The sequence below is a fragment of the Nocardioides epinepheli genome (genome assembly GCF_037936805.1).
In the GTDB taxonomy this organism is placed as follows: domain Bacteria; phylum Actinomycetota; class Actinomycetes; order Propionibacteriales; family Nocardioidaceae; genus Nocardioides.
Genome location: NZ_JBBMMC010000022.1, coordinates 20,204 through 33,664, shown reverse-complemented (window position 1 = coordinate 33,664; position 13,461 = coordinate 20,204). Strand labels below are relative to the sequence as shown.

The 13,461-nt window shown below is 72.6% G+C and carries 18 protein-coding genes; 12 read left to right on the top strand and 6 right to left on the bottom strand.

The genetic code is table 11. From position 1 onward, the window contains the following. Positions 1-41 precede the first annotated feature (41 nt). Positions 42-602 carry a hypothetical protein gene (locus WMR31_RS21305; protein ID WP_340540934.1) on the bottom strand — a complete coding sequence of 187 codons (561 nt, stop codon included), beginning with the start codon at positions 600-602 and terminating at the stop codon, positions 42-44. Between the two features lie 64 nt (positions 603-666). On the opposite strand from WMR31_RS21305, the gene WMR31_RS21300 reads away from it, so the two are divergent. From WMR31_RS21300 to WMR31_RS21290, 3 genes are all read left to right on the top strand, one after another. Continuing rightward, a complete protein-coding gene (locus tag WMR31_RS21300; protein ID WP_340540933.1) occupies positions 667-1,281 on the top strand; it encodes a CGNR zinc finger domain-containing protein in 615 nt (204 codons plus the stop codon). A gap of 130 nt (positions 1,282-1,411) precedes the next feature. After that, entirely contained in the window at positions 1,412-1,969 is a 558-nt protein-coding gene (locus WMR31_RS21295) for an isocitrate lyase/PEP mutase family protein (protein ID WP_340540932.1), read from the top strand. Further along, positions 1,966-2,199 carry a beta/alpha barrel domain-containing protein gene (locus WMR31_RS21290; protein ID WP_340540931.1) on the top strand — a complete coding sequence of 78 codons (234 nt, stop codon included), beginning with the start codon at positions 1,966-1,968 and terminating at the stop codon, positions 2,197-2,199. Before WMR31_RS21295 ends, WMR31_RS21290 begins: the two co-directional genes overlap by 4 nt. 237 nt (positions 2,200-2,436) lie before the next feature. On the opposite strand, the gene WMR31_RS22170 is transcribed toward WMR31_RS21290, so the two are convergent. Continuing rightward, the gene (locus WMR31_RS22170; protein WP_445321663.1) at positions 2,437-2,565 is read right to left on the bottom strand and encodes a hypothetical protein; all 129 of its coding nucleotides are present in this window, start codon (positions 2,563-2,565) and stop codon (positions 2,437-2,439) included. Further along, positions 2,514-2,840: a hypothetical protein gene (locus WMR31_RS21285; protein ID WP_340540930.1), complete on the bottom strand. Its 327-nt coding sequence runs from the start codon at positions 2,838-2,840 to the stop codon at positions 2,514-2,516. Before WMR31_RS21285 ends, WMR31_RS22170 begins: the two co-directional genes overlap by 52 nt. Before the next feature lie 180 nt (positions 2,841-3,020). On the opposite strand from WMR31_RS21285, the gene WMR31_RS21280 reads away from it, so the two are divergent. Genes WMR31_RS21280 through WMR31_RS21250 form a run of 7 tightly spaced genes read left to right on the top strand, consistent with a single transcriptional unit; the run spans position 3,021 to position 9,281 of the window. Next, positions 3,021-3,317 (top strand): DUF6916 family protein, encoded by a 297-nt coding sequence (locus tag WMR31_RS21280; protein ID WP_340540929.1) that lies wholly within the window; start codon positions 3,021-3,023, stop codon positions 3,315-3,317. Continuing rightward, positions 3,314-3,772 (top strand): DUF6916 family protein, encoded by a 459-nt coding sequence (locus tag WMR31_RS21275; RefSeq protein WP_340540928.1) that lies wholly within the window; start codon positions 3,314-3,316, stop codon positions 3,770-3,772. The genes WMR31_RS21280 and WMR31_RS21275 overlap by 4 nt, the downstream gene beginning before the upstream one ends. Then, a complete protein-coding gene (locus tag WMR31_RS21270) occupies positions 3,772-4,287 on the top strand; it encodes a phage tail protein (protein ID WP_340540927.1) in 516 nt (171 codons plus the stop codon). The genes WMR31_RS21275 and WMR31_RS21270 overlap by 1 nt, the downstream gene beginning before the upstream one ends. 4 nt (positions 4,288-4,291) lie before the next feature. Beyond that, positions 4,292-4,804 carry a phage tail protein gene (locus WMR31_RS21265; RefSeq protein ID WP_340540926.1) on the top strand — a complete coding sequence of 171 codons (513 nt, stop codon included), beginning with the start codon at positions 4,292-4,294 and terminating at the stop codon, positions 4,802-4,804. A gap of 27 nt (positions 4,805-4,831) precedes the next feature. Beyond that, complete coding sequence (locus WMR31_RS21260) at positions 4,832-5,350, top strand: phage tail protein (RefSeq protein WP_340540925.1); 519 nt, start codon at positions 4,832-4,834, stop codon at positions 5,348-5,350. Positions 5,351-5,360: 10 nt separating this feature from the next. Beyond that, positions 5,361-8,714 carry an Ig-like domain-containing protein gene (locus WMR31_RS21255; protein ID WP_340540923.1) on the top strand — a complete coding sequence of 1,118 codons (3,354 nt, stop codon included), beginning with the start codon at positions 5,361-5,363 and terminating at the stop codon, positions 8,712-8,714. Positions 8,715-8,747: 33 nt separating this feature from the next. Beyond that, on the top strand, positions 8,748-9,281 hold the full coding sequence (locus WMR31_RS21250; protein ID WP_340540922.1) for a DUF402 domain-containing protein: 534 nt from the start codon (positions 8,748-8,750) through the stop codon (positions 9,279-9,281). Positions 9,282-9,337: 56 nt separating this feature from the next. Here WMR31_RS21250 and WMR31_RS21245 read toward each other — a convergent pair whose 3' ends face one another. Continuing rightward, complete coding sequence (locus WMR31_RS21245) at positions 9,338-10,261, bottom strand: YitT family protein (RefSeq protein WP_340540921.1); 924 nt, start codon at positions 10,259-10,261, stop codon at positions 9,338-9,340. A gap of 179 nt (positions 10,262-10,440) precedes the next feature. Between WMR31_RS21245 and WMR31_RS21240 the strand changes: the two genes are divergently transcribed. After that, the gene (locus WMR31_RS21240) at positions 10,441-11,283 is read left to right on the top strand and encodes a glycine-rich protein (protein ID WP_340540920.1); all 843 of its coding nucleotides are present in this window, start codon (positions 10,441-10,443) and stop codon (positions 11,281-11,283) included. Positions 11,284-11,361: 78 nt separating this feature from the next. Beyond that, positions 11,362-11,952: a class I SAM-dependent methyltransferase gene (locus WMR31_RS21235; RefSeq protein WP_340540919.1), complete on the top strand. Its 591-nt coding sequence runs from the start codon at positions 11,362-11,364 to the stop codon at positions 11,950-11,952. Here WMR31_RS21235 and WMR31_RS21230 read toward each other — a convergent pair. Continuing rightward, entirely contained in the window at positions 11,933-12,541 is a 609-nt protein-coding gene (locus WMR31_RS21230) for a hypothetical protein (protein WP_340540918.1), read from the bottom strand. The genes WMR31_RS21235 and WMR31_RS21230 overlap by 20 nt on opposite strands. A gap of 69 nt (positions 12,542-12,610) precedes the next feature. Next, positions 12,611-13,387, bottom strand: a complete 777-nt coding sequence (locus tag WMR31_RS21225; protein ID WP_340540917.1) for a DinB family protein — start codon at positions 13,385-13,387, stop codon at positions 12,611-12,613. Between the last annotated feature and the right edge of the window lie 74 nt (positions 13,388-13,461).

Genomic DNA, 13,461 nt, shown 5'->3' with positions numbered 1-13,461 from the left:
CTCTCGCTGTCCTCCGATGCGGCCGTATCTTCCGGCCCGGATCAGCGCAGGAGATCGCAGAGGTTCGTCTCCTTGCCGATCGAGACCGCGAGGCTGCGGCTGCCGTCGGCGTCGAATCGGGCGACGTGATAGCCGTCGAGCACGTACACGCCGGATGGGAGGCCGGACGAGGTGCCGATCGGCATCCCGAAGCCGACGGGCCCGATCATCTGATAGGTCCGCATGGCACCGGACGGGTCGTCGGACTCCACCGCGTCGCCGCCCATGTCGACGGTGCGCGACTTCCCGGTCGTCGCGTTCTGGACCCGGACGCGGAGCGGACCGGTGTAGTAGGTGTCCTTCGCGGTGCCGTTGTCCCACCGGGACAGCACTCTGCTGCGAATGTCCTGGCGCACCGGGGATGCCTTGAGGTCGAACGTGCCGCAGTATCGGCTCGCCGGATAGGTGAGCTCGCCTTCGACGAACGGCTGAGAGTCCTCGTGCACCCAGTGCCACCCGGTTCCAGTGGACGGCTCGGTCGCTTGTGCGGGGGCGCTCTGGGCCACGCCCGCGGCGACGGCCCCCAGCACCGCTGTCGCCGCCACACCTCGTGAGAACCGCATGTCGTCTCCTAACCGCTTATAGATTGCTAACCGGTTATTCGATAGAACTGGTTGAATCGTCGTCATGTCAACCCCCTGGGCGGTCGAGGTCGACGGCGTTCGCCTGCCCACACAGCTCAGCGGCCACCCGGCGCTGGAACTGTGCAACTCACTCGCCGGCTGGAGGAACGCGCCAGCCGGACGCGGGGACTACCTGCGCTCGTACGACGTGCTCGTCGTCCTGGCGCTGACCTCCGGCCTGATCGAAGACGGCACCGCCGCCACCCTTCGCAGACGGGCAGCGCGCGAACAGGAGGAGGCCGACGCCGTCCTGGCGAGAACTCGAGCCCTCCGCGCCGACCTCTACGGGTGCCTCACCGGTGCCGTCACCAAGCCGGCACAGAAGCGGCTCGCCTCGGCGATCGGGGAGGCCCGAGCTCGCCAGCGGCTCGACCTCGCCGCCTCGCCGCCCCGCTGGCACTTCGGCGGTTCGCCGACTCTCGCGGACCCGCTCGATGTCTTCCTGGTCGCCGCCGGCGACCTGCTCGTCGACGACCGGCGCCCGGCGGTCGGGGTGTGTCCGGGCGAGGACTGCGGGTGGCTCTTCCTCAACAGCTCAGGGCGCCGTCGCTGGTGCCAGATGGCCGTGTGCGGCAATCGGTCCAAGCAGGCGGCCTTCGCCGCGCGCCGACGAGCCTGATGGCCGGCGCCGTCCGGGACGGTCCTGGGCGGCAGTCGGCGGCAGTCGGCGGCAGTCGGCGGCAGTCGGCGGCATCGTGATGTCCGTTCTTCGCTAGCCCCTTCGACCCCGACCTTCTACCGTCGGCGAGGTGACCAGATTCGCGGAGCTGCATGCCGCTGGAACCTTCGTCCTGCCGAACCCGCGTGACGTCGGAGAGGCCCGCCTGTTCGAGGCGATGGGTTTCGCCGCGGTGGCCACCACGAGTGCCGGCTTCGCGGCCACCCTGGGCCGCCGCGACCAGTCGGTGACGCTCGACGAGGTGGTGCGCCACGTGGAGGAGCTGACCTCGGCGGTCGCGGTGCCGGTCGGTGTCGACGCCGAGAACGGCTACGCCGACTCTCCCGAAGACGTCGCCCGGACGGTGCGCCGCCTCGCCGACGCCGGCGCGGCCGGGGTCTCCATCGAGGACTTCGACCCACGGACGAAGGCGCTGTACGACGCCGCGCTGGCGACCGAGCGGGTCCAGGCGGCAGCCGAGGCGGCGCACGCTCACGACGTCGTGCTCACCGCCCGGTGCGAGGCGCTGCTCTACGGTCTGGCCGACGTCGGGGAGACCCTCGCGCGTCTCGTCGCCTACCGCGACGCCGGTGCCGGCTGTCTCTACGCGCCCGGGCCGCGCGACCTGCCGACCATCGAGGGCTGGTGACTGAGACCGGTGCGGCGATCAACGTGCTGGCCTTCCCGGGCGGGCCGTCGGTGGACGACCTGCGGTCGGTCGGAGTCCGCCGGGTATCGGTCGGAAGCTGGCTCTCGACCGCCGCGACCGCCGTCGTCGTCGACCTGGCCCAGCGCCTGGCCGAAGGAGCCGGGCTCCCGGCAGACCTGCCGACGCCGCCGTCCGGGCTCCTCGACCGGGCCTGGTCGAGCCGCACCTGACTCACGCGCCACCGCGCAATGCCAGCATCGCCCCAGGCCACCACGACCTCACCGCAGGTACTCGACCAACGCTGGCGGCGCCCACGCCGGCCAGGCGGTCGCGCCGTGGGCGAGGCCGCCGCCGGCGCGACCCACGAGCGTCGGTCGTCGGCCGGTGTTGTCGTAGACGCCGGCGGTGTCGCACAGGCGAATCGCGTCGACGACGTTCGGCCACAGCCGCTGGTAACGGCCGCGGACCTAGGCCTCGGGCACGGCGTGCCCGCCCTGGCTCACCCGCTTCGCGACCCGTGCTACGGCGTCGTCCACGGGAAGCATCAGCACATGGAGATGGACGCGGTAGCCGGCGGCGATCGCCGCACGGACCAGGTCGAGCTTCGAGGGGTGGGAGAAGACGGTCTCGGCGACGATGGCTCTTCCAGGGCGATGAACGCCGTGCGGAGCACCGCGGCGAGGCGCGCGGCGACCAGCGACTTCTCGACCTCTTCATCGGGCCAGTAGAGCTTGGCGATCTCGTCGGCGTTCACGAACGCCTGATGCGGCAGGTTGGGCAGGAGGATCTGATCGACGACCGTCGACTTGCCGGCTCCGTTGGGGCCAACGACGAGGTCGAGCCGCGTCACCGCCCGGCCGCCCTCGAGCACCCTCCAAGCTGGTCTAGACCTCCCGGGTCGAACGTCCCGATTCGGCCGCGGTGCGGCGGGCCGATGTGCCAGCCTGAGCGTGCTCGACCAGCACCCTCGCACTCGGACGAGGCACCCCCCACACCCTCTTGGCCGACCTCCTGGTCTGCGTCGAAGGATGCCCATGACACGAGTGCTCCCGTGAGGATCGACCACGCCTTCCTCACCGCCGCCGCCGGCTCCGACGTCGAGGTGCTCACCGACGACGGCGTGGCGGCCCTGACCCTGCGGCTCGGGCAGCCCAGCGAGGCGAAGGTCGCCGGCGGCTGGGTCTCCTACTCCGTCGACCTCACCGGACCCGCCGACGCGGCGCTCGAGCAGGGCAGCTATCGCCTGCGGTTCCCAAACGGCCACGAGGACTGGCTCATGGTGGTGCCGTCGGCCTCCGATGGCACCCGCACCGTCTACCACGCCGCCTTCAACCAGGAGCAGTCATGACTCCCGTCGACACCGACCGGCCGCGGGGTGGTCTCGCGGCCACCTCGGCCAGCCGGCGCACCGTCGTGGTCACCGCAGGACTCACCTGCCTGGTCGCGGCCGCGCCGGTCGCGCTCAAGGAGCTCCCGGGCCCGTTCGCCGCCGGAGCACCGGGCCCACTGAATCGGGCCAGCTTCCAGCCGCACGTGGGCTCCACGTTCACCGTGACGTCGTCGAGTGGCAAGGGCGGCAGGGCCGAGGTGACCCTCGCCGAGATCGCCGATCTCGCCGGCGACGGACTCGCCGACGACCCCGACAGCTTCGTGCTGCTGTTCGAGTCCGACTCCGAGCTCGCCCAGGACACCTACGAGCTCGAGCGCCGTGGCTTCGCGGCCCAACCGGTCTTCCTCGTCCCGGACGCCGACGGTCGCCGCCTCGGCGCGACCTTCAACCGCATGGAAGGACCCGCCGCCTGATGTCGAACGAGCATGTCGGAGAGATCCGGATGGTGGGCTTCGGTCGCACCCCCAGCGGGTGGCTCGCCTGCGACGGATCGCTGAAGTCGATCGCCGAGTACGATGTGCTCTACACCCTCCTCGGCACGACCTACGGCGGCGACGGGCAGAGCACCTTCGCCGTTCCCGACCTCCGCGGCCGCGTGCCGATCCACTTTGGCCGGGGGCCCGGCCTGAGCGACTACCCACCGGGGCAGCAGTGGGGCGTCGAGCAGGTCACCGTGACCCCGAGCCAGCTGCCGGTCCACACCCACTCGGTGCCCGCCTCGGCCGGACTGGCGACGTCGACGTCCCCGGTCGGAGCGGTGCCGGCGACGCTCCCCACCGGCAGCGGCTACGCGGCCACCGGCAGCGTCTCGATGGCGGCCGACGCCGTCTCCTCGGCCGGTGGCTCTCAGCCGCACGACAACCTGTCCCCCCGGCTCGCGGTGCACTTCATCATCGCCGCGTTCGGCATCTTCCCGAGTCAGGAGTGAGCCGGTGGACATCGAGCCCTACATCGGTGAGATCGGCGTGTTCGGCGGCGGCTTCGCCCCCTACGGGTGGGCGCTCTGCGAAGGGCAGGTCATGCCCATCCAGCAGAACACCGCCCTCTTCGCCCTCCTCGGCACGGCCTACGGCGGCAACGGGACGACGACGTTCGGACTGCCCGACCTGCGCGGCCGAGAGCCGGTCAGCGCGGGAACCGGGCCCGGTCTGTCGCCGTACGCCCTGGGAGAGCGGGTGGGGTCGGAGACCGTCACCCTGACGACCCAGCAGATGCCTGCGCACGGGCATGTCCCCATCGCGTCGGCGACGGCCGCCACCGGCCAGGCGACGGGAAGCGTGTGGGCGCCGGCGACGCCTCGTGCCTACCGCACCGGATCCGCCGGCCGGTTCACCCTCGCCACCCTCGGCACGGCCGGCAGCTCCCAGCCTCATCAGAACCGGCAGCCCTACCTCGTCCTCAACTTCTGCATCGCCCTCCAGGGCGTCTTCCCGTCCTTCGACTGATGAGCCGCGCACCGATGGAGACCCGCCATGTCCTATGAGCCGATCCTCGGCAGCCTGATGCCCGTGGGCTTCTCGTTCGCGCCCAAGGGGTGGGCGACGTGCAACGGCCAGCTGCTGCCCATCAACCAGAACCAGGCGCTGTTCGCTCTCCTCGGCACCACCTACGGCGGCAACGGCGTCACGACCTTCGCCCTTCCCGATCTCCGCGGCAGGGCGCCCATCGGCGCCGGAAAGCTCGACGGCACCGGCACCAACTACGTGTTGGGCGAGGTCGGCGGCGTCGAGGCCGTCGCGCTCCTCACGGCTCAACTGCCCAGCCACACGCATACGCTGGCCGCCTCCGGCAGCCAGGCGACGACGTCGTCACCGGCCGGCGCCGTGCTGGCCGCCGGCGGCGGCCTCCGGTTCTCCGGTGCCGCGGGCTCCACGATGGCGGCCGCCGCGAGCGGGTCGGCCGGATCCGGCCAGCCGCACGAGAACCGCGCCCCCTCGCTCGCCCTGACCTGGGTGATCGCCCTCCAGGGCATCTTCCCCTCCCGCAACTGAGAGCCACGCCATGAACTCGCCTCGACTCGCCGGCCGGCTCCTGCTCGCCGCCTCGATCGCCGGAGCCGGCGTCGTCGCGCTCCCCGTGCTCGCCGCCGCGCCGGCCACTGCAGCCGTGCCGGAGACCGGTCCGATCGGCACCGCCGAGACCCGGCTGTCCAGCCAGGACGTCGCCGGCGGCGTCGGCGCGACCACCGCCGCTTACGACCCCGGACAGCACCGCTACCTGGTGGCGTGGAGCGGCGCCCGGGTCACCGACGGCGCCCGCGGCGCTGCCGGCCTCAAGTACGAGATCCTCGGCCGCTTCGTCGACGCCGAGACCGGCGCGACGATCGGGCAGACGATGACGCTGGCCTCGATCGGCGCCGCCGCCGACGGCAGCCGGGACGCCATCGACCCGGCCCTCGCCTGGGACCCCGCGGAGGGCCGGTACCTGCTCGCCTACTCCGCCGACGCGCTCGCCGATGCCAGCGGCAGCACCGACGCCACCGACTTCGACGTCCAGCTCCAGGCCGTCGGCACCGACGGTGTCGCCGTCGGGGCCGCCACGACCGTCTCCGAGGCCGGGTCGGGCAACGCCGTCCGCGCCGACCTCGACGTCACGGGGCAGCGGATCCTCATCGCCTGGGACCGGGAGAGCGACGGACAGGCGACCGTGGAGTCGGCCTGGCAGGTCGGTGAGGCCGACCCGGTGGTGACCGCGATCCCCGGCAGCATCTCGTTCGACGGCCCGGCCGTCGCCCTGGCACCCGGGGGCGCCGGCCTCGTGGCCTGGTCCGGCCCCGGCGGCGACGGCCGGATCCGCGCACGCGGGATCGTGCTCACCGACGGCACCCCCGGCACCCCGCTCGTCCTCGGCGCGCCGGAGGCCGGCACCGCCATCGAGGAGTTCGGCGTCGACGTCGCCGCCGGTCCCCACGGCTGGACCGCGGTGTGGACGGGCGGCACCGCCGCGACGCCGGGCACCCCGGTCCTGCGCCGAGCCCGGCTCGCCTACGACGCCGCCTCGGACGCCGACCCCGCGATCGTCCGGGACACGGTCATCGACCGAGCCGGCGCCGAGCTCTCGCCCTCGGTGAGCTACCGCGACGACGAGCTGCTCGTCTCGTGGGTCGCGCGCACCACCTCGACCGGGCCGACCGCCGGCACCGGCGATCACCAGGTGTGGGTCGCCCGGGTGTCCGACGACAGCGCGACCATCGCCGACGTCGTCCGGGTCTCGGCCCTGCGCGGCACCGTCAACACCGAGCCCACCCGCCCGGCCGTGCTGTGGAGCGACGGACGGATCGGCAGCTCCCTGGTCGCATGGAGCGGCGAGGCGACCGGCCTCGCCCCGGGCGAGTCCGAGGCCTGGGCGCGCCTGATCGGGGGTCCCCCGATCGACCTCACGCCGCCGTCGCTCACCCTGGCCGCACCGCCCGGCCCGGTCTCGGGGGCCTTCGACGTCACGATCACCGGTGACGAGCCGATCACCGGTCTCACCCTCGAGGACCTCGTCGTGGAGAACGCGACCTCCTCGAACCTTCGCGTCGACTCCGCCACCACCTATCGCGTCACCCTGACCCCCGTCGCGGACGGCACCGTGCGGGTCTCGGTGCCGGCAGGCGGGGCCGTCGACGCCGCCGGCAACCCGAGCAACGCCACCGCGATCCTGACCCGCGTGGCCGACCTCACCCGGCCCACCGCGGCGCTCGACGCGCCCGCGGGGCCGCTGAACGCGGCGTTCCCGGTGACGGTGACCTTCTCCGAGTCGGTGACCGGCTTCAGCGGCGCCGACCTGGTGATCACCGGCGGAACGGTGGCCGGACTCTCCGGTTCGGGCACCACGTACACCGCGATCGTGACCCCGGACCCGGGCGCCACCGGCACGGTGCGGATCGAGCTTCCCGCCGGTGCCGCGCTGGACGCCGCCGGCAACGCGAACACCGCCGCCGCCGACCTGGTCCGCACGATCGACCGCGCGGCCCCCACGGTCGTGCTGAGCGGGCCTACCGGTCCGCAGAACGCACCCTTCGACGTCACACTGACCTTCTCCGAGCCGGTCACCGGACTCGGCCTCGACGACCTCGCCGTCACCAATGGCGTCGCCTCGGAGCTGACCGGGTCCGGATCGGCCTACAGCGTGCGCATCACGCCGCAGGGCGACGGACCGCTCAGCATCGCGCTGCCGGCGGGCGCCGCGACCGACGCTGCCGGCAACCCGAGCCTGGCCTCGGCGCCGCTGGGCCAGATCTACGACGCCACGGCACCGACGCTCACGCTGGATGCCGACGCCGGTCCGTTCAACGCACCCTTCCGGGTATCGATCGAGCCCTCAGAGCCGGTCAGCGGCCTCACGCTCGAGGACATCGAGGTGAGCGGCGGCACCGCCTCGGACCTGCAGACCGTCGCGGAGGGCTACAGCGTCCTGATCACCCCGAGCGCCGACGGGCCGGTCGCGGTCTCGATCGCCGCCGGCGCCGCGCAGGACGACGCGGGCAACCAGACCCCGGCCGTCGCGGATCTCGTGCGTGACTATGACGGGACCCCGCCGGCGCTCCGCGTCGTCCGGGCCCCCGGACAGGCCGACCCGGTCCGGGTCGGCGAGGTCAGGTTCCTCGTCGAGATGTCCGAGCCGCTGCCGGGCCTCGACGCCGCCGACTTCGCGATCACCGGCACGACCGGAGCCGACGAGGTCCGTCTGGTCGTCATCGACTCCCACACGGTCTCGGTGACCGTGACCGGCATGCGCCGCAGCGGCGCCGTCGGTCTCGACCTCGCCGCAGCGGCGGTCTCCGACGCCGCCGGAAACGACTCCGCCGCGGTGTCCTCGCCCGCCGTCCGGTGGGCTGCCACCGCCCGGCCGCAGCTGGTGGTCCTCAACGACATGAGCTGTGTCGGCGACACCGGGCGGCTCGGGATCGCCCTCACCGTCGACGACGGGTCGACGCTCACCGTCGCCTCCTCGAACCCGGACCTCGTGCCGGTCTCGGCCGCCTCACTGCGCCGCGACGGCACGAGGCTGACCCTGGCCGTCAAGCCGACGGCCGGGCGATCCGGCGTGGCCCGGGTGAGGGTGACCGCAACCAACCTGGCCGGTGCCCGCACCGTGGTCTACCGCGTCGTGGTGGGCACCGCGGGCGCCGACGTCCTGCGCGGCTCGAAGCTCAACGACGTGCTCATCGGTCGCGGAGGCGACGACCTGCTCCGCGGCCGTACCCGCGCCGACCTGCTCTGCGGCGGCGCCGGCGACGACCGTCTCTATGGAGGCGGTGGCCGCGACGCGCTCTACGGTGGCCGGGGCGACGACGTACTGGTCGCGGTCAAGGGCGACGACACGATGGTCGGCGGCCCGGGCCGCAACACCATCGTGCGCGCGCCCTGACGCCGATCGCCTGGGCCCGGCAGACTGGGACACGTGCCGAGGATCTCCAAGCAGAAGTGGTCGATCGCGGACGGGACCTGCTCGGAGGCGTTCAGCTGGGAGGTCGAGCACCTGGGCAGCGACGAGTTCGGCACCTGGCTCGGCGCCCGCGGCGGCAACCCGGTCCGGCAACGCGATGGACGGGTCGAGCCGCAGCCGGGCGACGTGGTCTGGCTGGTCCAGCCCGACGCGCCTGAGCCGCCCTGGTGGTTGCCGGCCTTCTGGTTCTCCGACACCACCGACCTGACCGTCGACATCTGCACGCCTCCGACGCTCTCCGAGGGCACGTGGTCCTTCGTAGACCTCGAGCTGGATCTGTTCCGGACCCCCGACGGTCGTGCCGGGATCGTCGACCAGGACGAGTTCGAGGAGCTGGCCCGGTCCGGGTTCCTCACCGAGTCCCAGGCGCGACGTGCCCTCGACGCGGCGGACGCTCTCCTGCAGCTCGTCACTGACGACGCCGAGCCGTTCGGGCAGGCGGCGCTGCCCTGGCTGCGGTCGCTCCAGGAAGGCAGTCCGCGGCGGTGACGCCGTCCGGGGGAGGGGTGCGTTGCTGACCTGGACGACGCCGCGTGGCTCTGGAGTCAGTGGCCCCGGTTGGTCATCGACTCCAGGAGCGGTCCGTGCAGGTTGGAGATCTCGGTGAAGGTCACGTTCGCCGCCGGGTCGAGAGCCTCGATGTCCTCCACGAGGGTCGCCTCCTCCAGGCGCGAGCAGGTGAAGGTGATCAGCCAGACGTCCTCGCCGGGCCCGTCGGCGTACCAGTGCTGATGGCGGTCGACGAGGACGGGCCGCTTGATGTGCTCGGAGATCATCGAGGCGACCTCCTGGTAGCGGGTGGTCATCACCCGCACCATGTGGACGCCCGACTCACCGTGGGCGATCCGGTCGACGAGGTCCTTGACCACGATGTAGAACAGGACCGCCGACAGCAGCGCGGACTCCCACGAGATCACGAAGCCGGCGACGGTGAAGATCGCCAGGTTGATGCCGAGGATGAGCTGTCCGACGGTGTACTGCGTGCGGCTGGCCACGATGGTGGCCAGTACCTCGGTGCCGTCGAGCGCTCCACCGTGCCGGAGCGCGACGCCGATGCCGACCGCGATCATCGCGCCGCCGCAGATCAGCGCGAGCCAGGACTGGTCGGTGATCGCATGCATGTGGTGCAGCACGATGGTGGCCACGGAGAGGGTCGCGATGCCGACCCCGGTGCGGATGGCCGAGCGGTGCCCGATCTTCGCCCACGCGAGCAGGACGAAGGGGACGTTCAGCACCCCGATGAACACACCCATCGGGACGTCGAGGAAGCGGGTCACGATGATCGCGACGCCGACGATGCCGCCGTCGAGGAAGTCGTTGGGGATGAGGAAGCCCTCGAGGCCGATGGCGAAGACCACCGCGCCGACGGCGATCGAGACGATCTTGTAGGCCTCGGCCAGCACCGGGTGCCTGCGCGCCTGCTGGGCGAGGGACGGGGGAGCGAGGGCGTCCTGGGCGTTCTCGGTCATGGCGGCCTTTCGGTCGTCGTCTCGGTCGTCGTGCCGGTGAGCCCGGTGCGCTCCATCATCGGGCACTCGCCCTAGATGACCTAGATAGATGATGTTCGGCCTCTCGGTCCCCGCTAGCGTCGCCCCCGCCGTACCCGGGGTCTCGGATTCTTGATTGGGACCGAGACAAGGGGAGAACTATGCGGACGACGTGGGCCTCGAGACCGCGGATCGTGCCGGCGGTGGTCGGTGCGGTGATCGTCGCGGCTGCCGCGCTGGCCACGGCAGGCGGGGCCAGCGGCGCACCGGGCAAGGGCTCGCAGGAGATCTTCGATGCTCCGGGCACCTATGCCTGGACGGTTCCCAACGGCGTCAAGTCGGTCACGGTGCTGGTGCGCGGCGCTGCGGGTGGGCACTCGGCGTCCGCGTCGGGAGGGGTCGGGGGTGAATCGCAGGCGAAGCTGGCCGTCGCCCCGGGGCAGAGCCTGCAGATCGTGGTCGGGGGCAGGGGACAGGGGGTAGAGCCCGGCGGCGCCGCGGGGGGCGCCGGCGGGTTCAACGGGGGCGGGGACGGAACGGACGCCGGGCTGTTCCGCGACCCGGGGGCCGGAGGAGGTGGCGCCTCGGACATTCGCATCGACGCCCTCAGCGGGGCCTGCGCGGCCGCCCTGACCTGCCCGTTGTCTGCCCGGATCGTTGTGGCTGGCGGCGGCGGGGGCGCCGGCGGCGACAGCGGATCGCCCCTGGATGGCGGCGCCGGCGGCGGGTTCGCGGGCCTCGGCAGCGGCGCCGGCGCCGGTGGAACCCAGGACGGCGGCAGCGGGTTCGGGACGGGCGGCAGCGGTGACTCCGCGGACTGCCCCTGCAGCGCCGGCGGTGGTGGGGGCGGTTGGTTCGGCGGGAACCACGGCGCGCCGGGGGCCGGCGGTGGAGGCGGGAGCGGCTATGTGAACCCGCTCGTGGTGAGCGGCAGCTCCAGCGTCGGCAACATCGAGTGCTCCGTCGGCAGCTGCGGTGACGGCCTGGTCGTCCTCAGGTGGTGAGTGCCCCCGCTGCCGCGGTGGGATGATGGGCGGAGACTCCGCTCCCAGGCGGGGGAAGCGCGAACGGAGGGATCGCCGATGCACTCGACGTGGCCGGGATTGTCCGACAGCGGCCACAACGAGTGGTACATCGGCCGGTTCCGCGAACTGGCAGCACGCGGCGAGGACCTCCAGGGGGAGGCACGCCTGGTCGAGGCGCTCGCCGCCCCAGCGTCCAGGCTTCTGGACGCTGGCTGCGGTCCCGGCCGGCACGGCGGCTACCTCGCCCGGCGCGGGCACCACGTGGTCGGCGTCGATGTCGATCCGATGCTGATCGAGGCCGCGCGCAGTGACCACCCGGACGCCACCTGGCTGGTCTCGGACCTGGTGACGCTCGACCTGGCCGCGTCGGGGCAGCCCGAGCCCTTCGACGGCGCCTTCATCGCCGGCAACGTGATGGACTTCGTCACCGAGGCCGACCGGGCCACGGTGATCGAACGGGTCGCCGCCCACCTGCGTGCGGACGGCTTCCTCGTGGTCGGGTGCCGGACGAGCCAGGGCTTCACCCCCGCCGACCTCGACGCCGCCCTCCCGGTCGCAGGTCTGACGCTGGAGCAGCGCTTCGCCACCTGGGACCTGCGGCCCTGGCGCGCTGACGCCGAGTTCTGCGTCAGTGTGGCGCGTCGTTGAGCCGGTCGCCGATCGGCCGGCGCACCACGCGCCGTCGCAGAGTGGGGGAGTCCACCACTTCGTAGCCGGCCTCGACGAAGACCTGGAGCAGACCGACCGACGCCTCGTCCCAGATGACGCGCTTGCCGGGCGCCGGCTCGATCGGGTAGCCCTCGAGCACGTTGGCGCCGACCTGCTCGCCATACGCGACCGTGGCGGCGGCGAGCTCGTAGGTCAGACCCGAGCCGCGCCACTGCTTCCCGACGACGAAGCAGGTGACCGACCAGACGCCTTCGAGCTCGGGGTCTCTGCGCATCCACGGCTGCTTGCGGGCCCAGATTCGCGGGTAGTTCTCCCGCGGCTCGACCGCGACCCAGCCGGCCGCCTCGCCGTCGACGTAGCCGATCAGTCCGGAGGTCGGGCCCGCCGTGCCGCAGGCGGCCTGCGCGAGCAGGGCGGCGTCCCGCTCCTCTTGCGTGGTGTCGCGCCAGATGAAGCCTGGCACCTTCAGCGCCTGGCAGCGGCACTTGCGTGCGCCCCCGCCGTCGAAGACCGACTCGACGTCGTCGGCGGTGGCCTGGTTGGCCGGGAGCCAGGTGAACGCGGGCATGCGAGCGACCCTAGTAGCCCGTCGCCGCGGCGTGGCGGCGACGATTCCTCCGCGCGTGGAAGAGGCTGCCTACCGCGCGCCCTCCTCGAGCACCGCCAGGTCGCGTTCGGCGTACGTGCGGTGCCAGTACTCCTCGTTGAGCACGATGGAGAGGCAGTCCTTGACGGTGAAGCCGCGGCGCGACGGCCAGCCGTCGTCGTCGGGAGGAGTGGCCTCGGCGGCCAGCGACTCCTCGGTGAGCCCCTCGACGACGCGGCGCACCCCCGCCTGGCGGGACCGGCGCAGCTCCAGCACCTCGTCGAGCGAGGGCCGGGCGGTGCGGTCGTTCGGGAAGCCCTTGTCGGTGGGCGCCTCGTCCCACGGCAGGTCGAGCGGATGCCACGGCGCCGCCTCCTCGTTGAGGGAGCGGTCGACCCAGGCGGCGGTGGCGAAGGAGAGGTGGCGCAGGGTCTCGATGAACGACCACTCGTCGGCGACCCGCTCGTGCAGTCGGTCCGGATCAAGGCGCCGGGCGCGCGCGACGGTCTCCTCCCATCCAGACTCGAGCAGGTCCCACGCCTCGCGGAATCCGGCCGGATCCTCGGGTCGCAGCTTCGCCAGCTCCGGGTGCCGGCGGGCGGTCTCCTCCTCGAGGTAGGCCGTCACGTCGATCCCGTTGATGCGCAAGCCCTGGATGTCGCCGCTGATGTCGACGTCGTAGAGCTCGACCCCGGTCATCTTCACGCGGTGCAGGTCGGTGCCCCGGATCGTGACGTCGCTCAGCGAGGCCGCCCGGAAGGTCGAGCCGCTCAGATCGGTCCAGTCGAAGGTGGAGCCGCTGAGGTCCTCCTCGCCGAACTCAGCCATGCCGCACCTCGCGACCCACGCGGTGCGAACGGGACGGCTGCGAGGTCTGTGTCGTCATGCCGCCCGACGCTAGC

Coding starts and splice junctions, on each gene's coding strand:
- WMR31_RS21305 (WP_340540934.1), bottom strand. CDS start 602: ATGCGGTTCTCACGAGGTGTGGCGGCGACAGCGGTGCTGGGGGCCGTC.
- WMR31_RS21300 (WP_340540933.1), top strand. CDS start 667: ATGTCAACCCCCTGGGCGGTCGAGGTCGACGGCGTTCGCCTGCCCACA.
- WMR31_RS21275 (WP_340540928.1), top strand. CDS start 3,314: ATGACTCCCGTCGACACCGACCGGCCGCGGGGTGGTCTCGCGGCCACC.
- WMR31_RS21270 (WP_340540927.1), top strand. CDS start 3,772: ATGTCGAACGAGCATGTCGGAGAGATCCGGATGGTGGGCTTCGGTCGC.
- WMR31_RS21260 (WP_340540925.1), top strand. CDS start 4,832: ATGTCCTATGAGCCGATCCTCGGCAGCCTGATGCCCGTGGGCTTCTCG.
- WMR31_RS21255 (WP_340540923.1), top strand. CDS start 5,361: ATGAACTCGCCTCGACTCGCCGGCCGGCTCCTGCTCGCCGCCTCGATC.
- WMR31_RS21245 (WP_340540921.1), bottom strand. CDS start 10,261: ATGACCGAGAACGCCCAGGACGCCCTCGCTCCCCCGTCCCTCGCCCAG.
- WMR31_RS21240 (WP_340540920.1), top strand. CDS start 10,441: ATGCGGACGACGTGGGCCTCGAGACCGCGGATCGTGCCGGCGGTGGTC.
- WMR31_RS21235 (WP_340540919.1), top strand. CDS start 11,362: ATGCACTCGACGTGGCCGGGATTGTCCGACAGCGGCCACAACGAGTGG.
- WMR31_RS21230 (WP_340540918.1), bottom strand. CDS start 12,541: ATGCCCGCGTTCACCTGGCTCCCGGCCAACCAGGCCACCGCCGACGAC.
- WMR31_RS21225 (WP_340540917.1), bottom strand. CDS start 13,387: ATGGCTGAGTTCGGCGAGGAGGACCTCAGCGGCTCCACCTTCGACTGG.